The following is a 23,016-nucleotide window of genomic DNA, read 5'->3' on the forward strand; positions in this document are numbered from 1 at the left end:
TGCAATTCCATTCTTAGTTTAAATTAATTCAATCGGCGGCGTGAATAATCGCCAGGAAATCCGCCGCCTTCAATGCTGCTCCACCGATCAGACCGCCATCGATATCCGGCATCGCCATCAATTCTTTTGCGTTCTCCGGCTTCATGCTGCCGCCGTACAGGATCTGCACGCCGGCGGCCGCTACCGCATTCTTTTCTGCCAGCTGGGCGCGCAATACCTGATGCACGTCCTGCGCCATCTGCGGCGTGGCCGTCTTTCCCGTGCCGATGGCCCAGACCGGCTCGTAGGCCAGCACCAGTTTCGCCACGTCGTCGGCGGAAATGGCCGCCAGCACGGCACCCAGCTGCTGCGCCACGACCGCGTCGGTCTGGCCCGCTTCGCGCTGCGCCAGCGTCTCGCCGATGCAGACGATAGGCGTGATGCCTGCCGCCAGCGCTGCAACCGTCTTGGCCGCCACTTGCGCATCGTTCTCGCCATGGTAGGCGCGACGCTCGGAATGCCCGATCACCACATAGCCGCAGCCGAAATCCTGCAGCATGGCGGCCGAGATTTCGCCAGTGTAGGCGCCGCTGGCGTGCGCGGACACATCCTGCGCGCCCCAGCCCAGCGCCGTGCCTGCCAATTGCGCCTGGCACTGCGCCAGATACGGCGCAGGCACACAGACGGCGCTGGCGGCGCCAGAAGCAGCCAGGCCAGCAACTATTTCAGACAATAACACCGCGTTCGAGGTGCGACTGCCGTTCATTTTCCAATTTCCGACGACGAGTTTGCGACGCATAGTAGCCTAAATTCTTAATAACCCGTCATTCTAACTCCGGCACCGATGCCGGTCAAACAGGCAGTGCCCCGTTTCAGGCAACTTGCAACATGATCTTGCCCACGTGCGTACTCGCTTCCATCAAGGCATGCGCCTCGTTGGCCTTTTCCAACGGGAAAGTTTGATAGATCACGGGCTTGATCTTGCCCGCCTCGATCAGCGGCCAGACGGTCGTGCGCAGGTGGTGCGCGATGGCCGCCTTGAAGACGACGGAACGGGGGCGCAAGGTGGAACCTGTCACTGTCAGGCGACGGCGCAGCAAGGCGCCCAGGTCCAGTTCCGCCTTGGTGCCGCCCTGCACGGCGATCAGGCCGATGCGGCCATCATCGGCCAGGCAGTCGATTTCGCGCGGCAGGTAGTCGCCGCCCACCATGTCGAGGATGACGTCGACGCCTTTGCCATCGGTCAATTCCTTGACGACGGCGACGAAATCCTCCGTGCGGTAATTGATACCGCGTTCGGCGCCCAGCGCCTCGCAGGCGCGCGCCTTCTCGTCGCTGCCCGCCGTGGCAAACACGCGGTGGCCGAGCGCGGCCGCCAACTGAATGGCCGCCACGCCGATGCCGGACGTGCCGCCCTGCACCAATAACGTTTCGCCATCGGCCAGCGCGCAGCGGTCGAACACATTGCTCCAGACGGTAAAGAAGTTTTCCGGCAGGGACGCGCCTTCCAGCGCCGTCAAGCCTTTCGGCAAGGGCAGGCACTGGCCGGCGGGTGCGGCGCAGTATTCGGCATAGCCGCCGCCCTGCACCAGCGCGCAGACGAGGTCGCCCTTCTTGAATGCCGTGTTGGTGAAATCGCCATCGACGACTTCGCCCGCCACTTCCAGGCCCGGCAAGTCGGAGGCGCCCGCAGGCGGCGCATACTTGCCCAGGCGCTGCAGCACGTCGGGGCGGTTGATGCCGGCCGCATGCACCTTGATCAACAGTTCGCCCGCCTTATATTGCGGCGTGGGACGTTCGGCGATCTGCAAAACGTCGGCGGGACCTGGCTGGCTGATGGCAACTGCACGCATGGCGGGACTCTTTCAAGGGAAAACGGCGATTGTACGCCAAGCCGTCCACCCTTGCAGGCCGCTACATGGCCTCTCAGCCACCGCCCGTTTTCGACTGGCGCGGCAAGGGCGTGCCCGGCTTCCATTGGGCCGACAGGGCCTGCCCTTCCTCGACCTGCTCATGCGTCATCTTGCGCACCACGGCGGCGCGCTGGTCGGCCGCATTCGCGTTGCCATTCGCGGCCGCCAGGTTCCACAGCATGTAGGCGATGACATTGTCCTGCTGCACGCCGCCCATGTGATAGCGGTACATCAGGCCCAGCACCTGCTGCGCCTCGGCATGGTTCTGCTCGGCCGCCTTGCGGAACCAGCCGACGGCCTGCTTGTGGTCCTGCAGCACGGCGTTGCCCGTGTAATACATGGCGCCCACCACGTACTGGGCGTCGGCCTTGCCCTGCTCGGCCGCCTTGCGGTGCCAGAACATGGCTTGCTTGTAATCCTGCGGCAAGCCCCGCCCCATGTAATACATCAAACCCAGCAAATGCTGGGCATCGGCATTGCCGGTCTTAGCAAGGGGCAATATTTCTTTGTAAGCCAGCGCGTAATTCTTGTTGTTGTAGGCGCTGGCGCCTTCGGCGAAGCCGGCCCGCGCGGGTAGCTGTATCGTCAACAGCATGAGTAATGTAATGATCAGTTTTTTCATCGGAATGGGATGTGGTCTGACAACTTATTCTTGTCCTGCAGAAGGCCTGCGGCAGGATGCTTTTACTTCCAGCTAACTTTGCCCAGGCCCTCGACGCTGACATCGCGATTGGCCGGCTTGCCGTACACCACCACCGAACCGAGTCCGCTCAGGTTCAGCTTGGCATTCGTATGGGCATTCACCGTAGCATTACCCAGGCCGCTCAATTCCAGGTTGACGGCATCGACTTCGAACTGCTGCGCGTTCAGGCTGCCCAGGCCGCCCAGGCTCGCTTTCAGCAGGCGTCCGCGTCCGCCCAGCACCACGGAACCGGCGCCCTGCAAGTCCAGCTCCGCGCGCTCATTGTTGCCGATCCACAGCTGCATGCTGCCCACGCCGCCCAGGCTGGCATTGAGCTTGCGGTAGTCGCCCACCAGCTTGATGCTGCCCGCCCCTTCCAGCGACAAGGTCAGCTCCTCGCCCTTGAAACCCGTGATGTCGGTGCTGCCGAAGCCTTCCGAGCTCAGTTCGCGCAGGTTCGGCAAGACCAGGTCGGCGCGGATCGACGAAGGGCCGAGCTTGAAGCCGCGCACTTCCGTTTCGATGTGCAGGGTGTCGCCGCTTTGCGCCGTGCTGACATCGGCGATGTAGCGCTTGTCGGCCGTGATGCTCAGAGAAGGCACGTTGCCCTGGCGGATGCGCACCTCCATCACGCCGTCGAGCTTGACCCGCACCACGCGGGCGTCGACGTTGCGCATTTCCAGCAAGCGGGTCTCTGCGGCCACGCCGCGCACCAGGCCCAGTGTCGCCAGGAACAGCAGCGCCAGTTGCAGTATCTTTTTCATGTAGTGCATCCTCGGTATCTTGTTTTTATGTCTTGCGGCGCCCGCGTCGGGCGGCCGGCATTGCATCGCGCCTTGCACTCTAGCAGCGCGGAAAATGACTGGCAATCAATTATGCGAAACGGGCTTTTTCGGCCGCGTTCAGGCGCTTGGCCTTGACGACCACCACTTGCATGGCAGCCTTGTTTGCTGGCGCAGCCACGGTGGCCGTGGAACTGGCCACTTGCAGGGCCGGGGCGGCCGGAGCGATGGCGTAGCAGCCGGCGCCGAGCACGATGGCGGCGGCAACGGCGATGATTTCCATGTTTTTAGCGACGTTCATGTTGTTCTCCTCGGGGGTCTGGCAGTGGGCTTGCGGTATGGTGTCACTATAGCCATACCGCCCCCGCCAGACACGCCGATTGCGACGAACTGCGCTTTTGGCAGGCTGGCCTGACAAAAACGCGGATGAACGCGCAGATCGCTACGCTTGCAGCTTAAAACTCTTCCCACTCGTCGGCGCCGGACTTGGCCGCCTTGACGGGCTTGGCCGGCGACAGCGCGCGGGCCGGAGCGCGCGGCGCTGGCGCGACCGGCTTCGCCTTGAGGCGCGCCACCGGTGCGGATGCCGCAGCAGGGCCAGCATCGCCCAGGCGGAACATACCGACGGCTTGCGCCAGGTCCACGGCCTGCTCCTGCAGGCTTTCCGCAGCGGCCGCCGCTTGCTCGACGAGGGCAGCGTTTTGCTGCGTCATGGTGTCCATGTGCGTGACGGCCGTATTGATCTCGCCGATGCCGGCGCTCTGTTCGCGGCTGGCCACCGTGATCTCGCTCATGATGGTCGTCAGTTGCTGCACCGAGGCCACCACCTGGTCCATGGTCTGGCCCGCTTCATTGACGAGGCGGCCGCCCGCATCGACCTTCTCCACCGAATCGCCGATCAATTCCTTGATTTCCTTCGCCGCGCCAGCGGAGCGTTGCGCCAGGTTGCGCACTTCGGACGCGACCACGGCAAAGCCCCTGCCCTGCTCGCCCGCGCGCGCCGCCTCGACGGCCGCGTTCAGGGCCAGGATATTCGTCTGGAAGGCGATGCCGTCGATCACGCCGATAATGTCGACGATCTTGCGCGAGCTTTCCTGGATGCCTGCCATGGTGCCCACCACCTGCTGCACCACGCGGCCGCCCTTGGCCGCCACTTCCGAAGCGGACACGGCCAGCTCGTTGGCCGCATGCGCGTTTTCCGCATTCTGCTTGACGGTCGAGGTCAGCTCATCCATCGAGCTGGCTGTTTCCTCCAGCGCGCCCGCCTGCGCTTCCGTGCGCGAGGACAGGTCGGCATTGCCGGCGGCAATATCGGCCGATTCGCTGCGCACCAGGGTGCTGATGCTGCGGATCTGTACCAGCACGGTGGCGATCTTTTCGACGAACAAATTAAAGGCCTTGGCGATCTGCGCCAGCTCGTCCGAACCTTCCGCGTCGAGGCGGCTGGTCAGGTCGCCGTCGCCCGTGGCGATCGCTTCCATCGCATCACGGACCAGACCGAGGCGGCGCAAGGCGCGCGCGACCAGCACGCTCAAGACGGTGGCGGCCAGGGCCAGCACCAGCAAGGCCGTCAGGACCGAGGCGCGCAGCATGGAAGTCAATGCCTGCGTCGCTTCCGCCCGGTCGAGCACGGTAGCCAGCAGCCAGTCGCTGCCTGGCACTTTACTCACATGCAAGATGCCGTTACGGTCGCCCAGGCGGATGGCGGCGCCGTCGCCGCTCTTTTCGATATCGGCCAGCGCCTGCGCGCTCAGGCCCGGGTCGAGCTCGGCCAGCGGCTTCAGGGTCAGCTTGCCGTCCGGGTGGGCGATGATCTTGCCGCCGCCGTCGACAAGGAAGGCGTAGCTGGATGCCGTCGGCTTGATCGAGGCGACGTTTTGCACGACAGCATCCATCATCACATCGGCCGCCATCACGCCCGTCACGCTGCCCTTGCCGCCCAGCGGCTCGGCAAACGTCACCACCAGCTTGCCCGTGCTGGCGCCGATATACGGCGCCGTGATGATGGGGCCGCCCACCTCGGACGCCAGCTTGTACCAGGGCCGTGCCGTGGGATCGTAGTCGGCGGCGCGCTTGCGCTCCTGCGAAAAGACGGCGTGCTTGTCGGCAAAGCCGATATACGCCATGTCGAACGTGCCTGCCTGCTCGGCCGCCTTCAGCGCCGGCAAGGGATCGGCCGCCGTGGCGCCCTGCTTGAGCGAGCCCACGACGGCTTGCTTGGAACGCAGCCATTCGGCGATGGCTTGCGCATGGCTGTGCGACAACTGCAGCATCTGCGTGTCGAGCGCGGCCAAGGTACTTGCGCGCGTCGTGAAGAAATTGGCGATGGCGACGGCCAGCATGGCCAGCACGACGATGGAAACGGCGATGGCGATCAGCCGCGCCTTAAGGGAGGACAACATGGTGCATCCAATAAAAAAGAGAAAATCGGGAGGGATGCGCCATGGTCAGGGAATAAGATTTTGTCGTCAAGCAATACCGACTCTCGATTACCCATAAACAACAATTGATACCTTATATTAAGCACACGATAATAAAATACCAACTATATCTCGTCGCGCAGCTTGCGCAGGGCCGGCGATTCGCCGCCCGTCGCTTCGATGCGGAAGCGGGCAAACGCCTGCTCCAGCTCGGGGTACCGGCGCAAGCCGCCCTCCGTAAAATAGCGCCCGCCGGGGATATCGCCCCATGGCAGCGGTGCGCTCAAGGCGCCGCTGCCCGCCAGGGCCAGCAGCGGCTCGAGCGCGCTGCGCAGGTCGGCCACCTCGCCGTCGGCGCTCGCCAGGCGCGCCAGCAACTGCTCCAGTTCGGCGGCATGGGCTTGCAAACGCTGCTGATCCATCTTCTCTCCTCAATTCTTGATCGTGCCGATCAGCACGGGGGCCGACCACAAGCTGCGGTTGGGGAGCAAATACTGCTGCGCCCCGCCCTTGCGCCGCACCAGCCCGCCCAACTCTTCCGTCGGCGCGACCTGGCTGACGAACACGTTGACGGTGCCCTTGGGCATGATCTGATACACATCATACAGCGGCGCCTCGCTCTTCAAGGGCAAGCCGAAGCAGTCGGCCAGGGTGGCGCAGCGGCCCGATGCCAGCTGCAACTGCGCGCTGGTGGTGAAATATGGCGAATACGGCGACACATTCTGGCCATGCGGCACGATTTTTACCAGCGCGGCAGCCATGGGCTGCAGGTCCGGCAAGGTGCTGCCGGACGCGAGCTGCTCGACGGCCCGCGCATAGAGGGTGTCGGCCGAGGCGGCAGGATCGGCGGCGCGCAGTTCGCGCAAAAATTGCTGCCCTGGTCCGCTATCGAGATAGGAGTCGATAGCGTCCCGCGGCAAGCCCGCCGTCCTGAAGGTGCTGAGGTCATTGATTTCGCGCGCATGCACGGCGCGCAAGGCGTCGAGGTCTTGCGCCGGCATGGCCCCAGACGCGGCGGCGATGGGGATGGGCAGCGGCACCGGCGTGGGTGCGTTGTCCAGCTGCGCCCAGGCGCCGGGCGCGACGGCAAGCAGAAAGGCGGCGGCCAGCCCGCAGAATGTGCGCATGCTGCATCTCCTTGGAAGACTCGTTCGAGGGAAAATCCCACTTCGAATCTACAAGTCGCGGCAGCGGCCGATACGCGCAGGATCAATGCCGGTGCACGCGTCGGCATACACCTTCGATACAGCGCAAACGCCGCGCATAAAAAAACCGCCAGGGCTTGCGCGCTGGCGGTTGTTGAGCATGCGGCCGAGGCCGCATTCAGGCGAACCCGAAGGAAATTAAGCGGCTGGCGCTTCGTTGCCTTCGGCAGCTTTCATCGACAGCTTCAGGCGGCCGCGGTCGTCCGTTTCCAGCACTTTGACGCGGACCAGCTGGCCTTCTTTCAGATAGTCGGCCACGGCGTTGACGCGCTCGTTGGCGATCTGGCTGATGTGCAGCAAGCCGTCCTTGCCTGGCATGACTTGCACGATGGCGCCGAAGTCCAGCAGTTTCAGCACGGTGCCTTCGTAGGTCTTGCCCACTTCGACGGAGGCCGTCAGTTCTTCGATGCGGCGCTTGGCTTCCTGGCCGGCGGCAGCATCGACGGAAGCGATGGTGACCACGCCTTCGTCGCTGATGTCGATCTGGGTGCCCGTCTCTTCGGTCAGCGCGCGGATCACGGCGCCGCCCTTGCCGATCACGTCACGGATTTTTTCCGGGTTGATCTTGATGGTGATCAGACGCGGTGCGAAATCGGACAGTTCGGTTTTGACGTGCGGCATGGCTTTTTGCATTTCACCCAGGATGTGCTCGCGGCCTTCCTTGGCTTGCGCCAGTGCCACTTGCATGATTTCCTTGGTGATGCCCATGATCTTGATGTCCATCTGCAGTGCCGTGATACCGTTGCGGGTACCGGCTACCTTGAAGTCCATGTCGCCCAAGTGATCTTCGTCGCCCAGGATGTCGGACAGCACGGCAAACTTGCCGCCTTCCTTGATCAGGCCCATGGCGATACCGGCCACGTGTTCTTTCATCGGCACGCCGGCGTCCATCAGTGCCAGGCAGCCGCCGCAGACCGATGCCATCGACGAGGAACCGTTCGATTCCGTGATTTCCGACACCAGGCGCACCGAGTAGCTGAACTCTTCGGCTGCTGGCAGGGCGGCGATCAGCGCGCGCTTGGCCAGGCGGCCGTGGCCGATTTCGCGGCGCTTCGGCGTACCGACACGGCCCGTTTCGCCGGTGGCGAACGGAGGCATGTTGTAATGCAGCATGAACGAATCGGTGAACTCGCCCATCAGCGCATCGATCTTCTGGCTGTCGCGGGCGGTGCCCAACGTTGCCACGACCAGCGCCTGCGTTTCGCCGCGCGTAAACAGAGCCGAACCGTGGGTGCGTGGCAGCACGCTGGTGCGGATCGAGATAGGACGCACGGTGCGCGTGTCGCGGCCGTCGATGCGTGGCTCGCCGTCGAGGATTTGCGTACGCACGATTTTCGCTTCGATGTCGAACAGGATGTTGTTCACTTCAGCGCTGTCGATCGACGCGCCGCCGGCAGCAGCCGCTTCAGCCGACAGGTCGGCCAGCACTTCCGACGTCGCTGCTTTCAGCTTGGCCGTACGCTCTTGCTTGTCCTTGGTTTGATACGCATCATTGATCTTGGCGTTGGCGAAATGCGCGACGCGGGCGATCAGTGCTTCGTTTTTCGGCGCAGGCGCCCATTCCACTTCCGGCTTGCCGCCGTCACGCACCAGGTCGTGAATCGCGTCGATGACGACTTTCATCTGGTCGTGGCCGAAGACCACGGCGCCCAGCATGATTTCTTCGGACAGCTGTTTCGCTTCCGATTCGACCATCAGCACGGCCGTTTCGGTACCGGCGACCACCAGGTCCATTTCCGACGTTTTCAGTTGCTGGACGGTCGGGTTCAGGATGTACTGGCCGTTGGCGTAACCGACGCGCGCGGCGCCGATAGGACCGTTGAAAGGCACGCCCGACACGCACAGGGCGGCGGAGGCGCCGATCATGGCGGCGATGTCCGGATCGATTTCAGGGTTGACCGACAACACGTGAATGATGACTTGCACTTCATTCAGGTAGCCTTCCGGGAACAGCGGACGGATAGGACGGTCGATCAGACGCGATGTCAGTGTTTCTTTTTCGGAAGGACGGCCTTCGCGCTTGAAAAAACCGCCCGGAATTTTACCGGCAGCATAGGTTTTTTCGACATAATCAACCGTCAAAGGGAAGAAATCCTGGCCTGGCTTGGCATCTTTGCGTGCCACCACCGTTGCCAGAACGACGGTATCTTCGATCGACACCAGCACTGCGCCGGATGCCTGACGCGCGATTTCGCCAGTTTCCAGGGTCACTTGATGTTGACCGTACTGGAAGGTTTTCGTAACTTTGTTAAACATGGGGTATCCCTTTTCTAATTGCCGACAGATTTTCAGGGGCTGTCGTTCACCTCACCACAGGCGGCGTAAAAATGCTGCCTTTACTTGTTACCACCTTTGCTACTTTACTTTTAAAACATGATATCGGTAGAGAATACTGTACTTCTCGACATAAATCCGGAATTCAAATGACAAAATGCCCGCGTCAGCGAACTGGCGCAGGCATTTCTGTATAAACCTTGTACGGCAAAAATTACTTGCGCAGACCAAGTTTAGCGATCAGGTCGCGATAACGGGTAGCGTCTTTAGCCTTCAGGTAGGACAACAGGCTCTTACGACGGTTGACCATCATGATCAGGCCGCGGCGGGAGTGGTGATCTTTCGAGTGGGCTTTGAAGTGGCCGTTCAGTTCGTTGATGCGAGCTGTCAGCAGTGCAACTTGCACTTCAGGGGAGCCGGTGTCGTTTTGACCACGTGCGTTGTCCGCGATGATAGCGGCTTTGTTGATGTTTTCTACTGTCATGATAAACCTTTCACATGCGGTGCACAGAGTCTGAACCCTATCCACCGTGAACTACGATTATTAAAATACTGGTCTATGCTTCCAACCAGACGCGCAAGTATATCGGAAAAATGCCCGCCTGTATCCTGCCGTGCGCGCTTTTCTCGGTGCATGATAGGGTTTTCCTGCATTTCAGGAGGTCCAACATGAAAAAACTGCACAAATTAGCAACGTCGCTGCTGTTTGCCGTGCTGGCCGGCTGCGCCAGCTGGAACGCCCCGCCACCGCAGCCGGGCGAGCCGCGCACCGCCGTGGAAGCACGCCTCGGCCGTCCGACGAATATCTACCAGTTGCCCACGGGGCCCGAACTCGAATACGCGACGGGGCCGTACGGCCAGTACACGTACATGGCCCGCTTCGGCCCCGACGACAAGTTGATTTCCTACGAGCAAGTGCTCGACACGCCGGGCTTTGCCCGCATCAAGGTGGGCGTGTCGACCCAGCAAGACGTGCTGCACATCCTGGGCCGCCCGACGGAAACATCGTATCTGCCGCTGCCCAAGCTCTACGTCTGGTCCTACCGCTACAAGGAATCCGGCGTGTGGGATTCCATGATGCACGTGCACTTCGACCACGACGGCATCGTGCGCATGATGATGAACGGGCCCGATCCGGCCAAGGAAGAGCGGCGGTTTTTCTGGTGACGAGCGTCTTGCACCAAGACTAGCGCCTATCCCAAATGCAAATTCTGGGGTCAGACCCGGCGGGTCTGACCCCGGCTTACGGCTGCGGGTCGATGCGCTCGTCTTTCGCGTGTAATTTATTCAGCGCCGACAAATACGCCTTGGCCGACGCGACGATGATGTCGGGGTCGGCGCCCACGCCGTTGACGATGCGCCCGTCGCGCGACAGGCGCATCGTGACCTCGCCCTGCGACTGCGTGCCCGTGCTGATGGCATTGACTGAGAACAAGACCAGTTCCGCGCCGCTGGCGGCCGCGCTTTCGATGGCGTTGACGGTCGCGTCGACGGGGCCGTCTCCCCGCCCTTCGCAGCTGCGCTGTTCGCCGCCGACGAGAAATTCCACGCGCGCATGGGGCACGGCGCCCGTCGTCGACTGCTGCGCCAGGGAGATGAAACGGTAGTGCTCACTCTCCTGCGCCTGCTGCTCCTCGCTGACGAGGGCCATGATGTCTTCGTCGAAAATCTCGGATTTGCGGTCGGCCAGCTCCTTGAAGCGCAGGAAGGCGGCGTTGACTTCCGCCTCGGATTCGAGCGCGATGCCCAGCTCGTGCAGCCGCTGCTTGAAGGCATTGCGGCCCGACAGTTTGCCGAGGACGATCTTGTTGGCCGTCCAGCCCACGTCTTCGGCGCGCATGATTTCATACGTCTCGCGCGCCTTTAAAATGCCGTCCTGGTGGATGCCGGACGCGTGCGCAAAGGCGTTCGCGCCGACGACGGCCTTGTTCGGCTGCACGGCAAAACCAGTGATCTGCGACACCATTTTCGAGGCGGCCACGATTTGCGTCGTATCGATACCCACCGTCAAGTTGTAATAGGCGGCGCGCGTGCGCAGCGCCATCACCACTTCTTCCAGCGCCGTGTTGCCGGCCCGCTCACCGAGGCCATTGACCGTGCATTCGATCTGCCGCGCGCCGCCGATCATGACGCCGGCCAGCGAATTGGCCACAGCCAGGCCCAGGTCGTTATGGCAATGGACGGACCAGATGGCTTTATCGGAGTTCGGTATGCGTTCGCGCAAGCGCTTGATGGTATTGCCGAAGATTTCAGGCACGGCGTAGCCGACCGTATCGGGGAAATTGATGGTGGTGGCGCCCTCGGCGATCACGGCTTCGAGCACGCGGCAGAGGAAATCCTCGTCCGAGCGGCTGCCGTCTTCGGGGCTGAATTCGATGTCGTCCGTGAACTGGCGCGCGTAGCGCACGGCGTTCTGCGCCTGCAGCAGGACTTCCTCGGGCGTCATGCGCAGCTTCATCTGCATGTGCAGGGGCGAGGTGGCGATAAACGTGTGGATGCGCTTGCGCTCGGCGGGCGCCAGCGCTTCGGCGGCGCGGGCGATGTCGCGGTCGTTGGCGCGCGACAGCGAACAGATGGTCGATTCGCGCACGGCGCCGGCAATCGCCCGTATCGACTCGAAGTCGCCCTGCGAGGCGGCGGCGAAGCCCGCTTCGATCACGTCGACCTTCATGCGCTCGAGCTGCTTGGCGATGCGCAGCTTTTCCTCGCGCGTCATGGAGGCGCCCGGCGATTGCTCGCCGTCGCGCAAGGTGGTGTCAAAAATGATGAGTCGGTTGCTGGTGTTCATGGCTGCTCCTGGCTGGCTGAAGACTGGCGACGCTACCGACTCGCCGTATTAATGCTCGGGGTCGGTCTGGATGATGCTGACGGGCTTGCCCTTCGCCATGCGCCAGAAAAACACGGCGTAGCCGGACAAGCCATAGACGACGAAAATCGGGAACAGCACTTTCGGCGGATCGATGGAAATGAGCGCGAAGAACAATGCCAGCAGGAATACCACGATGAAAGGCACGGACTTGCGGAAATTCACATCCTTGAAACTGTAGAACGGCACGTTGGTGACCATGGTCAGGCCCGAGAACAGGGCGATCGTCCACGACACCCAGGCCAGCTGGTTGCCGGCAAATTCCAGGTCGTTCATGAGCAGGATGAAACCGGCCACCATGGCCGCCGCCGCCGGGCTGGGCAAGCCCTGGAAGAAGCGCTTGTCGACCACGGCGATGTTCGTGTTGAAGCGGGCCAGACGCAGGGCGGCGCCGGCGCAATACACGAAGGCGGCCAGCCAGCCCAGTTTACCCATGCCGCGCAGCGACCATTCGTAGATCACCAGCGCCGGCGCGGCGCCGAACGACACCATGTCGGACAGGCTGTCGTACTGCGCGCCGAATTCGCTCTGCGTATTCGTCAGGCGTGCGATGCGTCCGTCGAGGCCGTCGAGGATCATGGCGATGAAGATGGCCCAGGCCGCGTGTTCGAATTTCTGATTCATGGCCATGACGATGGCGTAGAAGCCGCAAAACAGGGCTGCCGTCGTGAAGGCGTTCGGCAACAGATAGATGCCGCGGCGGCGCAAGGTTTTCTTGCCAGTGCCATCGGTCACCGGCTGGCGCACGAATTTGCTGAAGCGGGACGCTTTGGATACTGCGGGGGTGCCGTTCTTGCCTCTACGACGGGGGAAGTTTGCCATGTTGTTCCATATCTTGTGTACTGCGGGGGAATCGGTGCCAGATGGCAGGCGCATGACTGTCAGGGCATGCGCCTGCCGATGTTGTCATTATAGAGGAGCCGCCGCCAAAGAAAAGCGCGGCGGCGTCAAGCCGGCAATATTGACACCAATACTAGCCTTATTTGAACTTGACCTTGGCCACCAGGCCCATGTTGAGGGTCGTTTCGCCCGGTTCAAAGCTCGGTTCGGCCACCTGGCTGCCGCCGTAGCCCATGGAATCGGCGCTCATGGCGCGCGCGCCTGCCACGTTGGCGCGCTGCGTATAGTTGCCGGAACCTTCGAAATCGATGGTGTCGATCACGGCGTCATTGACGTTGCGGCCCATGGCGCCGGCGATGGCGGCCACGCGCTCGTTGAGGTTCTTGTAGGCGGCGGCGATGCGCTGGTCGTCGAGCTTGCGCACGGTGGCGGGCGCCAGGCCGAAGTTCAGGCGGTTCAGGGTCAACACACCTTGCGCTGCGGAAACGGTTTTCGGCAAGGCGGCCAGGTTGGTCGTCGTCACCTGCAGGTACTGGCCTACGCGCCAGCCGGTCGGCACTCTGGGCTTGGCAGCGACACCAGGCGGCAAGGGCGCCGTTTCCGGGTACACGGCATACGTGTAATAGCCTTGGGTCTTCAGCACGGCTTGCGGATCGGCTTTCTTGACGATGGCCGTGCCCTGGTTCATCTTCTGGTTGACGCGCGAGGCGGCGGCGGCCTTGTCCTTGTCCTGCTCTTCGATGGCCAGGGTGACGGTCACCTGGTCGTTCGCGTGCACCACTTCGCCATTGGCGGGCACCACCACGAGGGTGCCGGAAGTGGGCATGGCCTGGGCTTGGGCGCCCAGGGCAACGGTAGCGGCGGCTGCTGCCAGCAGCGATTTCATGACGGTCATGGTGTTCTCCTGGAAAATAATGGGGCAAAAACGACCATGGGGCCAACAGCCCCATGATTTTTAAAACAGTCTAACGCGAAAATATTTCCGCGCTAACGCGCTTACTTGAACTTGACCTTGCCGACGACGCGCATGTCGAGCGTCGTTTCGCCCGGCTCGAAGCTCGGTTCGGCGACGACGCTGCTGTCTTCGACCATCTTGGCGCTGCGCATCATCATCGGCGCGGCGGCAGGACGGCTTTCCGTGGCGTAGTTGCCCGAACCTTCGAAGTCGACCGTATCGAGCACGGCGTCCGAGACGTTGCGGCCCATGGCCTTGGCGATGGCAGCCACGCGCTCGTTCAGGTTTTTATAGGTGGCGGCGATGCGCTGGTCGTCCAGCAAGCGGATGGTTTCCGGCTTCAGGCCGAAATTCAAGCCATTCAGGGTCAGCACGCCTTGCGCCGCCGACACGGTTTTTGGCAGGGATGCCAGATTGGCCGTCGTCACTTCCAGGTACTGACCGACACGCCAGGCCGTTGGCAAACGCGGCTTGGCCACGGCGCCAGCCGGCAATGGACGCTCTTCCGGATACACAGGGTAGGTGTAGTAGCCGTACGATTTCAGTGCCGCCGACGGGTCGGCCTGCTTGACGATGGCGATACCCTTGTTCATTTTCTGGTTGACTCGCGACGCAGCGGCAGCCTTGTCCTTGTCCTGTTCTTCGACGGCCAGGGTAGCGACCACCTGGTCATTGACATGCTTGACTTCGCCAAACGCGGGTACGACCACCAGGGTGCCGGAAGTCGGCAAAGATTGGGCTTGCGCGCTCAGGGCAACGGTGGCTGCGGCGGCAACAAGGACGGATTTCATCACGGTCATGGGGGTACTCCTAGGTAGTTAATGTGGCTGACAAGGAGCGATGGGGCGCGCTCTGCACTACCCCATTTCTCTTGAGAAACTTGTCAAACTGTGTAGATTCTAACGCCTCATTCATTCCTGTGGCGCAAATTAACAAATCGTCACAAAATGCGTCTGCCAGTCACATCTGCTCACATTTCAACACACTGTTATTCAAAATAACAATGTGTTAGTGACCCAGCACCGCGCCGCCGCTGCGCCGGCCCGGCTTGAAACTGTGGCGGTGCGCGCACCAGGCGATGGTCAAGGCCACCAGCAGCAAGGCCAGCATGGCCCACGGGAACGATGCCGCGCCATAGCCGTCGAGCAGCATGCCGCCCGCCAGGCCGCCGCCCGCGATGGCCACGTTCCAGATGGTCGCCACCATCGCTTGCGCCACATCCATGCCGTCGCCGGCCGCGTCCGCCGACGCCGTCTGCAGCAGGGTGCCGGCGCCGCCAAAGGTGATGCCCCAGATCGCCATGCTGACATAGATCACGGCGGGCGAGTCCATCGCCAGCCCCAGCGCCACCATCACGAGGGCAAAGGCGGCGATGCAGCCCAGCACGAGCGGGCGCAGCCAGCGGTCGATCAGCTGGCTGACCAGCCAGATGCCGGCCAAGGAGCCCACGCCATACACGAGCAGCACCAGGTCGACGCGGGGGCGCAAGCCGGACGGCGCCAGGAACGGCGCGATATAGGTATAGAGAATGTTATGCGCCAGCATCCAGGCGACGATCACCGCCAGAATCGGCCGCACGCCCGGCGTCATGAACACCTGGCGGATCGACAGACGTTCGCCATTCTTTTGCCCCGGATAATCGGGCACGACCAGCAGCACCCACGCGACCAGCACCACGGCCAGGCCGGACATGATGCCGAAGATGCTGCGCCAGCCCAGCACGCCACCCATCAGGGTGCCCAGCGGCACGCCCAGCGACAGGGCCAGCGGCGTGCCGATCATGGCGATGGCCATCGCCCTGCCCTGCTGCTCGACGCTCACCATGCGGCGCGCGTAGCCGGCCATCAAGCCCCAGGCCAGGCCGGCGGCCATGCCCGTGACGAAGCGCGCGATCAGGGCGACGATATAGTTGGGCGCCAGGGCCGTCGCCGTATTGAAGATCAGGAAGCCGATGATGGCCAGCAACAGGACATTGCGCCGGCGCCAGGTGCTGGTGAGCGCCGTCAGGGGAATCGCCGTCAGGATGGAACCGATGGCGTAGACGGTGACCAGCTGGCCCGTCATGACTTCGGAAATATTCAGGTCGCGGGCAATCTGCGGCAGCAAGCCGGCCGGCAAGGTTTCCGACAGGAGGGCGAGAAACGCCGTCATGGCCAGGGCCAGCAAGGCCAGGATGGGAATGGAAGAGTCAACAGCAGCCTGCGAGGGCCCCGTGGCGGTGATACGGTCAGTCATGGAGGTCTTTCTGGTTGCGCAAGCGGCTAAAAAACTAGCGCCTGGCGTGCTACAAAAGCGGTGATGCGCGTTGCGGTCGGCAGATACCGAAACAGATGCAGTCCATGTGAAACTGCAAAGGAAGGGCGGGATTGTAAAGCAAACGCGCCAACAGCGTGTGCACGAAATCAACCGTGCTCAGGCTGGCGTCATGCAGGCATCATTGGCCGCCTTGCGTGGCGAAAACCAGGCATTCGATTTCGGACTGTACAGGAAGGCGCAGATGACGGCGAACGTGAGCGCGCCAGGCAAGACGTTCATCTTCAGCGGCAAGGTCGCCAGACAGAACGCAATGTCGATCACGCCCCACACCAGATACACGGTGCGCGCGCCACGCTGCCTTTGCAGCATGGCCAGCGCTGTCACCAGGGTAAGGCCCAAGCTGAAGAGCATCATCGCGTATTGCACCTCGGCGGGAATCACGCCGTGCCCCATGCCGGCCAGCATGGAGGGATCGTTGCGGCCGAGGTAAGCCGACACCAGCGCTGACAGCGAGCTGAGGACCAGAAACCAGCAACTGATGGCAACCGAGACGGGGCGTTTGACCACGTGAAGATTCCCGACAAAAACTTTAGAAAAAACGAGCATGGTGCTGACGCTATGGTTGATTGGGCCTGATTGTAACGGATGTTGGCGGCCAAACGCCCGCGCAAAAAAAAGCCGGCTTGCGCCGGCTTCGTGTGAGGAACGATTGCTGCTTAGTTCTTCGACTGGTCAACCATCTTGTTCTTGGCGATCCAAGGCATCATGGCGCGCAGTTTCGCGCCCACTTCTTCGATCTGGTGCTCGGACGTCAGGCGGCGGCGCGAGATCAGGGTCGGTGCGCCTGCCTTGTTTTCCAGGATGAAGCTCTTCGCGTATTCGCCCGTTTGAATATCTTTCAGGCATTGACGCATCGCATCCTTGGTGGCCGAGGTGACGACTTTAGGGCCGGTCACGTATTCGCCGTATTCGGCGTTATTCGAGATCGAGTAATTCATGTTGGCGATGCCGCCTTCATAGATCAGGTCGACGATCAGCTTCAGTTCGTGCAAGCACTCGAAGTACGCCATTTCAGGCGCGTAGCCCGCTTCCGTCAGGGTTTCGAAACCGGCCTTGATCAGTTCCACGGCGCCGCCGCACAGCACGGCTTGTTCGCCGAACAGATCCGTTTCGGTTTCTTCGCGGAAATTCGTTTCGATGATGCCGGCACGGCCGCCGCCGTTGGCCGAAGCGTACGACAGGGCGATATCGCGGGCGATGCCCGATTTGTCCTGGTACACGGCGATCAGGTGGGGCACGCCGCCACCCTGGGTGTACGTGGCGCGCACGGTGTGGCCCGGGGCTTTCGGCGCGACCATGATCACGTCCAGGTCGGCGCGTGGCACGACTTGGCCGTAATGCACGTTGAAGCCGTGGGCGAAGGCCAGTACGGCGCCTTGCTTGGCGAATGGCGCGATGTTTTCGTTGTAGACCTGGGCGATGTTTTCATCTGGCAACAGGATCATGATGACGTCGGCCGCTTTCACGGCGTCGTTGACTTCCGCTACTTTCAAGCCAGCTTGTTCGACCTTGGTCCACGAAGCGCCGCCCTTGCGCAGGCCGACGGTGACGTTGACGCCCGAATCGTTCAGATTTTGCGCGTGCGCGTGGCCTTGCGAACCGTAGCCGATGATGGCGACGTTTTTGCCTTTGATCAAGGAGAGGTCAGCGTCTTTGTCGTAAAAAACTTTCATGGTATTTCCTATCATTTGATGATGCGTTGTTGTTTTAAATGCGGCCCCAGGGCCGCGTAGTGCTGCTTATATTTTTATACTTTGAGGATGCGTTCGCCGCGGCCGATGCCGGAACCACCCGTACGGACGGTTTCCAGAATGGCGGCGCGGTCGATCGAATCGATGAACGCGTCGAGCTTGACCTTGTTGCCGGTCAGTTCGATCGTGTACGTCTTTTCGGTGACATCGATGATGCGGCCACGGAAGATATCGGCGGTGCGCTTCATTTCCTCGCGCTCCTTGCCCACGGCACGAACCTTGATCAGCATCAGCTCGCGTTCGATATGCTGGCCTTCGGTCAGGTCCACCACCTTCACCACTTCAATCAGACGGTTCAGGTGCTTGGTGATCTGCTCGATGATGTCGTCCGAACCGCTGGTGACGATGGTCATGCGCGACAGGGTCGAGTCTTCCGTCGGCGCCACGGTCAGTGTTTCGATGTTGTAGCCGCGTGCCGAGAACAGGCCCACCACACGCGACAGGGCGCCCGCTTCGTTTTCCAGCAAGACAGAAATAATATGGCGCATATTAGAGATCCTCCGAACCGAGCATCATTTCGGACAGGCCTTTGCCGGCTTTCACCATGGGCCACACGTTTTCGGACTGGTCGGTAATGAAGTTCATGAATACCAGCCTGTCTTTCATGCCAAACGCCTCTTTCAGCGCGCCATCGACGTCGCCCGGTTTTTCAATTTTCATGCCCACGTGGCCGTATGCTTCGGCCAGCCTTTCGAAGTCGGGCAGCGAATCCATGTACGACTCGGAATAGCGCGAACCGTAATCGATTTCCTGCCACTGGCGCACCATGCCGAGGAAACGGTTGTTGAGCATGATGATCTTCGGCGTCAGGTGATACTGCTTGCACGTGGCAAGTTCCTGGATGCACATCTGGATCGAACCTTCGCCGGTAATACAAGCAACGGTGGCGTCCGGATTGGCCATCTGCACGCCCATGGCGTACGGCAAGCCGACACCCATGGTGCCCAGGCCGCCGGAATTGATCCAGCGGCGCGGCTTGTCGAAGCCATAGTATTGCGCGGCCCACATCTGGTGCTGGCCCACGTCGGACGTGATGAAGGCGTCGCCCTTGGTGATCTGGAACACTTTTTCCACCACCGATTGCGGCTTGATGACCAGGTCGGAAGTCGGGTATTTCAGGCATTCGCGGCCACGCCATTCGGCGATCTGCTTCCACCAGTTGCTCAAGGCATTGACGTTCGGCTTGGCTTCGGCCGCGTCGAGTTGCGCGAGGAACTCGATCAGCACGTCCTTGACGTTGCCGACGATGGGGATATCGACCTTGACGCGCTTGGAAATCGACGATGGATCGATGTCCACGTGGATGATCTTGCGCGGATGCGAGGCGAAATGTTTCGGGTTGCCGATCACGCGGTCATCGAAACGGGCGCCGATGGCGATCAGCACGTCGCAGTTCTGCATCGCCATGTTCGCTTCATAGGTGCCGTGCATGCCGGGCATGCCGACATACTGCTCGCTCGAGGCGCGGTAGCCGCCCAGGCCCATCAAGGTGTTGGTGCACGGGAAACCCAGGCGGTCGACCAGCTTGTTCAGCTCGGCCGAGGCATTTGCCAGGATGACGCCGCCGCCCGTGTAGATCATCGGGCGTTCGGCTTGCAGCAACAGCTGCACGGCCTTGCGGATCTGACCCGAATGGCCCTTGTCGACGGGACGGTAGGAACGCATCTCGACTTCCTTCGGATAATCGAAATGGCATTTGTGCATGCTGATATCCTTGGGGATATCGACCAGCACGGGTCCCGGACGGCCGGTACGGGCGATAAAGAACGCTTTCTTGATCGTCGCTGCCAGGTCCTTGACGTCCTTGACGAGGAAGTTATGCTTGACGACGGGGCGCGTGATGCCGACCGTGTCGCATTCCTGGAACGCATCCTGGCCGATGGCGTGGCTCGGCACCTGGCCGGAGATCACCACCATGGGAATCGAGTCCATGTACGCGGTCGACAGGCCCGTGACGGCATTCGTGACGCCCGGACCGGACGTGACGATGGCGACACCGACTTTGTTCGAGCTGCGCGAATAGGCATCGGCGGCGTGGATCGCGGCCTGCTCGTGGCGTACCAGGATATGCTGGAATTTGTTTTGCTGGAAGATGGCGTCGTAGATGTAGAGTACGGCTCCGCCCGGATATCCAAAGACGTGCTCGACGCCCTCTTCAGCCAGACAGCGCACGACAATTTCTGCGCCCGTAATTGGTCCTGCTGCTGCTTCGGTATTCATGAAACATTCCTTTCAAGGTCCATTGGAGATTGATCGGATGTTCTTTCCTGACGAGGTACGCCTAACGCAACAGTGCTCCTGCTTCCCTTTTCATGCGGTCACGCAATTTCTTTGGGCACCCATAGATACCTTACAAAACAACGCTTAACGCAACTCGTTTGGCCGGAGTTTCTGTGGCGCCTGTACGAACCGCTCGCGCTTGTGGCGCGGGTTAGAACAAACTGCCTACAAATGAAAGCGCGTCTTGCCGCTGCTGGCCTTGTGTGCCGGTCGCGACCTGACCATAGGGCTTTGGGGTGTTCAAAGCGTCCCATACGTTATCGCGTTGCACCATTATGGTCAAGGAAAATGTCGGCCTCGCTGCATTTTTGCTCGCACAACGTGCAAAAACCCTGCGGAAACGCACATTTTTTGCTAGCATGCACGGGGTTGCAAAAAGCATACCCGCCCCCATTTCGCCCACCGCATCCCGCAGCCGCTAAGATCCCCATACCGCATGGCAACAGACAAAGAATTATCCGACTTTCTAGAAAATGTCGAGCGGCGCGCTTTCAAGCAGGCCGCCTACGCGGTCCGCAAGGAAGAATCGGCCCTCGACATCGTGCAGGACGCCATGATCAAGCTGGCCGAGAAATACGGCGACAAGCCGGCCGCCGAGCTGCCGATGCTGTTCCAGCGCATCTTGCAGAACACCATCCTTGATTATTTCCGCCGTGAAAAAGTTCGCAACACCTGGGTCAGCCTGTTTTCCGGCATGAAGCCCTCGGGCGACGAACATGAAGATTTTGATATACTTGACACGTATGAATCGGAACAGGGCTCCAGCGCCGCCGAATCGTCGGCCGACCAGGTCGAACGCGCGCAAATCCTTGATTTGATTGATGCCGAGGTACAAAAACTGCCCTCACGTCAACGCGAAGCCTTCCTCATGCGTTATTGGCAGGACATGGATGTGGCTGAAACAGCGGAAGCGATGGGTTGCTCCGAAGGTAGCGTGAAAACACATTGCTCTAGAGCTACCCACACGCTCGCCGAATCGCTGAAAGCCAAGGGAATTAAATTATGAACACCGACGATCTCAATTTCGCTTACAAAGTGCGCCATGCACTGAACGAAAAACTCGACGACCTGCCCGCATCGACCGCCGATCGCCTGGCAGCGGCACGCAAGCTGGCCCTGTCGCGCAAGAAGGCGGACGCGCCCGCCGCTGTCGCCGTGCGCCAGAACGTGTTCGCCGGCGTCGCCAGCAGCCTGTTCGTCGAGCCGCTGTCGTGGCTGGGCCGCATGAGCGTCATCATCCCCCTGCTGCTGCTCGTCGGCGGCCTGGTGGGCATCTATCAGTTTGAGCAGGAACAACATATTGCCGAACTGGCAGAAATCGATGCCGCCGTTCTGTCGGACGAATTGCCGCTGTCTGCGTACATGGACCATGGCTTCAACGCCTACCTGACGAAACGCGAGCAATAAATGGCAGGCACGAGCGTACGCAAAGGCTGGCTGGCCGGCGGCATCGGCCTGGGCGCCTGCGCCTTGGCGGGCGCCGCCTGGGTAGGCGCGCAGCAACATCCCGCGCCCGCCGCGCCTCCCGTGGCGGCAGCGCCCGTGGTGGCGCCGGCGCCGGCCTCAGCCGTCAAGCCCGGTTCGCCCCGCACAGCCGGCAAGGGCGGCACGCCGCCCAAGGCCAGCGAGAATCCATCGTGGAACAAGCTGTCGCGCGCGCAGCAGGAAGCCCTGCAGCCGCTGGCGGGCGAATGGAACAAGCTGGAACCGCTGCGCAAGCAGAAATGGCTCGATATCGCCAGCCGTTTTGCCTCGATGACGGCGGACGAGCAAATCCGCGTGCATGAACGCATGCGCGAATGGATCAAGCTGACGCCGGAACAGCGCCGCCTCGTGCGCGAAAACTACACGCGCACGAAGAAGATTGATCCGGGTCAAAAAACCGCGCAATGGGAGCAATACCAGCAATTGCCGGAAGATCAAAAGAAAAAGCTGGCGACGGAACTCGTGCCGAAAAAACCGCTGGGCAAGGTGCCTGCGATCAATTCGACCACGAGCAAGCCGCCCGTGATCGTGCCGCCCGCCACGCCGGCAGCGCCTGCCGCCGCGCCCGTCCTGCCGCCAGCCGCTGCGCCAGCGGCGGTCGTGCCGCTGACGGATCCTGCCGCGCCCCCCGCCGCCGTGCCTGTCACGCCACCTGTTACGCCTGCCCCACTGCCGACCAATGTCAAATAGCACGCCCGCCGCCAGCATCACTTCCCATCCCACGATCAAGCGCCGCCTGATTTCCATGGTGTACGAGTCGCTGCTGGCCCTGGCCGTGCTGTTTCTGCCCTTCCTGCTGTTTGAACTGGCCGTGCAGGGCGCGCATACGCCCATGACGGAACACATGCGCCAATGCCTGGCCTTCCTCGTCATGGGCGCGTATTTCATCCATCAATGGAGCCGCGAAGGGCAAACCCTGGCCATGAAGACGTGGCACCTGAAAGTCGTGCTACCGGGCCACGCCCACGTGCCGCTGCGCGTGGCCGCGTACCGCTACATCCTGTCATGGATGTGGCTGCTGCCAGCCTTGCTGGTGTCGTATGTATTCGGTTTGCAGCACTGGACAGCCTTGGGCGCCATCGGCGTGGGCATCCTGGCCTGGTCGGCCACGGCCCTGTTCACCGGCAACGGGCAATTCCTGCACGACAAGCTGGCGGGCACGCAGATCGTGCAATTGCCGGCCCCGGCGAAGAAGGCGAAGAAAGTCGCCGCCTGAGTTTTATGCGGCTTGACCTGGGTCATTGAAGCGCCACGGGGGCTCTGCGATC

General features: G+C 61.7%; 24 protein-coding genes. 5 read left to right on the plus strand and 19 right to left on the minus strand.

Translation table 11 applies throughout. The features are described from left to right. Window positions 1–28: 28 nt before the first annotated feature. The 10 genes from tpiA to rpsO form a co-directional block, all read right to left on the minus strand. A complete protein-coding gene (gene tpiA, locus D9M09_RS18260) occupies window positions 29–778 on the minus strand; it encodes a triose-phosphate isomerase (protein ID WP_121670068.1) in 750 nt (249 codons plus the stop codon). A gap of 73 nt (window positions 779–851) precedes the next feature. Continuing rightward, complete coding sequence (locus D9M09_RS18265) at window positions 852–1,832, minus strand: NAD(P)H-quinone oxidoreductase (protein WP_121670069.1); 981 nt, start codon at window positions 1,830–1,832, stop codon at window positions 852–854. 73 nt (window positions 1,833–1,905) lie between these two features. After that, window positions 1,906–2,514, minus strand: coding sequence for a tetratricopeptide repeat protein (locus D9M09_RS18270; RefSeq protein ID WP_070288760.1), 609 nt, complete (start codon window positions 2,512–2,514; stop codon window positions 1,906–1,908). 62 nt (window positions 2,515–2,576) lie between these two features. Beyond that, window positions 2,577–3,338, minus strand: coding sequence for a GIN domain-containing protein (locus D9M09_RS18275; RefSeq protein WP_070224115.1), 762 nt, complete (start codon window positions 3,336–3,338; stop codon window positions 2,577–2,579). Window positions 3,339–3,447: 109 nt separating this feature from the next. Then, window positions 3,448–3,657, minus strand: a complete 210-nt coding sequence (locus D9M09_RS18280) for a hypothetical protein (protein ID WP_099410964.1) — start codon at window positions 3,655–3,657, stop codon at window positions 3,448–3,450. Window positions 3,658–3,811: 154 nt separating this feature from the next. Beyond that, window positions 3,812–5,758, minus strand: a complete 1,947-nt coding sequence (locus D9M09_RS18285) for a methyl-accepting chemotaxis protein (protein ID WP_162995747.1) — start codon at window positions 5,756–5,758, stop codon at window positions 3,812–3,814. Window positions 5,759–5,901: 143 nt separating this feature from the next. Then, a complete protein-coding gene (locus D9M09_RS18290; RefSeq protein WP_121670070.1) occupies window positions 5,902–6,198 on the minus strand; it encodes a hypothetical protein in 297 nt (98 codons plus the stop codon). Between the two features lie 9 nt (window positions 6,199–6,207). Next, on the minus strand, window positions 6,208–6,903 hold the full coding sequence (locus tag D9M09_RS18295) for a hypothetical protein (protein WP_121670071.1): 696 nt from the start codon (window positions 6,901–6,903) through the stop codon (window positions 6,208–6,210). A gap of 216 nt (window positions 6,904–7,119) precedes the next feature. Next, the gene (pnp, locus tag D9M09_RS18300; protein ID WP_121670072.1) at window positions 7,120–9,237 is read right to left on the minus strand and encodes a polyribonucleotide nucleotidyltransferase; all 2,118 of its coding nucleotides are present in this window, start codon (window positions 9,235–9,237) and stop codon (window positions 7,120–7,122) included. A gap of 232 nt (window positions 9,238–9,469) precedes the next feature. Then, window positions 9,470–9,739, minus strand: coding sequence for a 30S ribosomal protein S15 (gene rpsO / locus D9M09_RS18305; protein ID WP_010399743.1), 270 nt, complete (start codon window positions 9,737–9,739; stop codon window positions 9,470–9,472). Window positions 9,740–9,924: 185 nt separating this feature from the next. On the opposite strand from rpsO, the gene bamE reads away from it, so the two are divergent. Further along, window positions 9,925–10,422 carry an outer membrane protein assembly factor BamE domain-containing protein gene (gene bamE, locus D9M09_RS18310; RefSeq protein ID WP_121670073.1) on the plus strand — a complete coding sequence of 166 codons (498 nt, stop codon included), beginning with the start codon at window positions 9,925–9,927 and terminating at the stop codon, window positions 10,420–10,422. 76 nt (window positions 10,423–10,498) lie between these two features. Here the strand turns inward: bamE and D9M09_RS18315 are convergent, their stop codons facing one another. The 9 genes from D9M09_RS18315 to D9M09_RS18355 form a co-directional block, all read right to left on the minus strand. After that, entirely contained in the window at window positions 10,499–12,043 is a 1,545-nt protein-coding gene (locus D9M09_RS18315; RefSeq protein ID WP_121670074.1) for a 2-isopropylmalate synthase, read from the minus strand. 48 nt (window positions 12,044–12,091) lie between these two features. Next, window positions 12,092–12,943 carry a CDP-diacylglycerol--serine O-phosphatidyltransferase gene (gene pssA / locus D9M09_RS18320; protein ID WP_070288765.1) on the minus strand — a complete coding sequence of 284 codons (852 nt, stop codon included), beginning with the start codon at window positions 12,941–12,943 and terminating at the stop codon, window positions 12,092–12,094. Window positions 12,944–13,100: 157 nt separating this feature from the next. Further along, entirely contained in the window at window positions 13,101–13,856 is a 756-nt protein-coding gene (locus tag D9M09_RS18325) for an SIMPL domain-containing protein (RefSeq protein ID WP_070288766.1), read from the minus strand. A 101-nt stretch (window positions 13,857–13,957) separates the two neighbouring features. Then, the gene (locus D9M09_RS18330; RefSeq protein WP_121670075.1) at window positions 13,958–14,716 is read right to left on the minus strand and encodes an SIMPL domain-containing protein; all 759 of its coding nucleotides are present in this window, start codon (window positions 14,714–14,716) and stop codon (window positions 13,958–13,960) included. A gap of 208 nt (window positions 14,717–14,924) precedes the next feature. Beyond that, window positions 14,925–16,151 carry an MFS transporter gene (locus D9M09_RS18335; RefSeq protein ID WP_121670076.1) on the minus strand — a complete coding sequence of 409 codons (1,227 nt, stop codon included), beginning with the start codon at window positions 16,149–16,151 and terminating at the stop codon, window positions 14,925–14,927. A 177-nt stretch (window positions 16,152–16,328) separates the two neighbouring features. Next, window positions 16,329–16,739: a hypothetical protein gene (locus D9M09_RS18340; protein ID WP_121670077.1), complete on the minus strand. Its 411-nt coding sequence runs from the start codon at window positions 16,737–16,739 to the stop codon at window positions 16,329–16,331. Between the two features lie 149 nt (window positions 16,740–16,888). Then, entirely contained in the window at window positions 16,889–17,905 is a 1,017-nt protein-coding gene (ilvC, locus tag D9M09_RS18345) for a ketol-acid reductoisomerase (protein ID WP_034750044.1), read from the minus strand. A gap of 74 nt (window positions 17,906–17,979) precedes the next feature. Continuing rightward, window positions 17,980–18,471: an acetolactate synthase small subunit gene (ilvN, locus tag D9M09_RS18350; RefSeq protein ID WP_010399754.1), complete on the minus strand. Its 492-nt coding sequence runs from the start codon at window positions 18,469–18,471 to the stop codon at window positions 17,980–17,982. 1 nt (window position 18,472) lies between these two features. Continuing rightward, window positions 18,473–20,203 (minus strand): acetolactate synthase 3 catalytic subunit, encoded by a 1,731-nt coding sequence (locus tag D9M09_RS18355; protein WP_071650268.1) that lies wholly within the window; start codon window positions 20,201–20,203, stop codon window positions 18,473–18,475. A gap of 496 nt (window positions 20,204–20,699) precedes the next feature. Here D9M09_RS18355 and D9M09_RS18360 point away from each other — a divergent pair, with 496 nt between their 5' ends. Genes D9M09_RS18360 through D9M09_RS18375 form a run of 4 tightly spaced genes read left to right on the plus strand, consistent with a single transcriptional unit; the run spans window position 20,700 to window position 22,964 of the window. Beyond that, window positions 20,700–21,269, plus strand: coding sequence for an RNA polymerase sigma factor (locus tag D9M09_RS18360; protein ID WP_034779551.1), 570 nt, complete (start codon window positions 20,700–20,702; stop codon window positions 21,267–21,269). Beyond that, complete coding sequence (locus D9M09_RS18365) at window positions 21,266–21,670, plus strand: DUF3619 family protein (RefSeq protein ID WP_070288770.1); 405 nt, start codon at window positions 21,266–21,268, stop codon at window positions 21,668–21,670. Before D9M09_RS18360 ends, D9M09_RS18365 begins: the two co-directional genes overlap by 4 nt. Next, on the plus strand, window positions 21,671–22,438 hold the full coding sequence (locus D9M09_RS18370; RefSeq protein ID WP_070288771.1) for a DUF3106 domain-containing protein: 768 nt from the start codon (window positions 21,671–21,673) through the stop codon (window positions 22,436–22,438). It begins immediately after the preceding gene. Further along, window positions 22,428–22,964: an RDD family protein gene (locus tag D9M09_RS18375; protein WP_121670078.1), complete on the plus strand. Its 537-nt coding sequence runs from the start codon at window positions 22,428–22,430 to the stop codon at window positions 22,962–22,964. The genes D9M09_RS18370 and D9M09_RS18375 overlap by 11 nt, the downstream gene beginning before the upstream one ends. Window positions 22,965–23,016 lie beyond the last annotated feature (52 nt).

It is taken from the genome of Janthinobacterium agaricidamnosum, from assembly GCF_003667705.1.
Lineage (GTDB): Bacteria > Pseudomonadota > Gammaproteobacteria > Burkholderiales > Burkholderiaceae_D > Janthinobacterium.

Coding starts and splice junctions, on each gene's coding strand:
- rpsO (WP_010399743.1), bottom strand. CDS start 9,739: ATGACAGTAGAAAACATCAACAAAGCCGCTATCATCGCGGACAACGCA.
- D9M09_RS18365 (WP_070288770.1), top strand. CDS start 21,266: ATGAACACCGACGATCTCAATTTCGCTTACAAAGTGCGCCATGCACTG.
- D9M09_RS18290 (WP_121670070.1), bottom strand. CDS start 6,198: ATGGATCAGCAGCGTTTGCAAGCCCATGCCGCCGAACTGGAGCAGTTG.
- D9M09_RS18285 (WP_162995747.1), bottom strand. CDS start 5,758: ATGTTGTCCTCCCTTAAGGCGCGGCTGATCGCCATCGCCGTTTCCATC.
- D9M09_RS18280 (WP_099410964.1), bottom strand. CDS start 3,657: ATGAACGTCGCTAAAAACATGGAAATCATCGCCGTTGCCGCCGCCATC.
- D9M09_RS18265 (WP_121670069.1), bottom strand. CDS start 1,832: ATGCGTGCAGTTGCCATCAGCCAGCCAGGTCCCGCCGACGTTTTGCAG.
- D9M09_RS18355 (WP_071650268.1), bottom strand. CDS start 20,203: ATGAATACCGAAGCAGCAGCAGGACCAATTACGGGCGCAGAAATTGTC.
- bamE (WP_121670073.1), top strand. CDS start 9,925: ATGAAAAAACTGCACAAATTAGCAACGTCGCTGCTGTTTGCCGTGCTG.
- D9M09_RS18315 (WP_121670074.1), bottom strand. CDS start 12,043: ATGAACACCAGCAACCGACTCATCATTTTTGACACCACCTTGCGCGAC.
- tpiA (WP_121670068.1), bottom strand. CDS start 778: ATGCGTCGCAAACTCGTCGTCGGAAATTGGAAAATGAACGGCAGTCGC.
- D9M09_RS18330 (WP_121670075.1), bottom strand. CDS start 14,716: ATGACCGTGATGAAATCCGTCCTTGTTGCCGCCGCAGCCACCGTTGCC.
- D9M09_RS18295 (WP_121670071.1), bottom strand. CDS start 6,903: ATGCGCACATTCTGCGGGCTGGCCGCCGCCTTTCTGCTTGCCGTCGCG.
- D9M09_RS18275 (WP_070224115.1), bottom strand. CDS start 3,338: ATGAAAAAGATACTGCAACTGGCGCTGCTGTTCCTGGCGACACTGGGC.
- D9M09_RS18370 (WP_070288771.1), top strand. CDS start 21,671: ATGGCAGGCACGAGCGTACGCAAAGGCTGGCTGGCCGGCGGCATCGGC.
- ilvC (WP_034750044.1), bottom strand. CDS start 17,905: ATGAAAGTTTTTTACGACAAAGACGCTGACCTCTCCTTGATCAAAGGC.
- D9M09_RS18375 (WP_121670078.1), top strand. CDS start 22,428: ATGTCAAATAGCACGCCCGCCGCCAGCATCACTTCCCATCCCACGATC.
- D9M09_RS18270 (WP_070288760.1), bottom strand. CDS start 2,514: ATGAAAAAACTGATCATTACATTACTCATGCTGTTGACGATACAGCTA.
- D9M09_RS18360 (WP_034779551.1), top strand. CDS start 20,700: ATGGCAACAGACAAAGAATTATCCGACTTTCTAGAAAATGTCGAGCGG.
- D9M09_RS18325 (WP_070288766.1), bottom strand. CDS start 13,856: ATGACCGTCATGAAATCGCTGCTGGCAGCAGCCGCCGCTACCGTTGCC.
- pnp (WP_121670072.1), bottom strand. CDS start 9,237: ATGTTTAACAAAGTTACGAAAACCTTCCAGTACGGTCAACATCAAGTG.
- D9M09_RS18335 (WP_121670076.1), bottom strand. CDS start 16,151: ATGACTGACCGTATCACCGCCACGGGGCCCTCGCAGGCTGCTGTTGAC.
- pssA (WP_070288765.1), bottom strand. CDS start 12,943: ATGGCAAACTTCCCCCGTCGTAGAGGCAAGAACGGCACCCCCGCAGTA.
- ilvN (WP_010399754.1), bottom strand. CDS start 18,471: ATGCGCCATATTATTTCTGTCTTGCTGGAAAACGAAGCGGGCGCCCTG.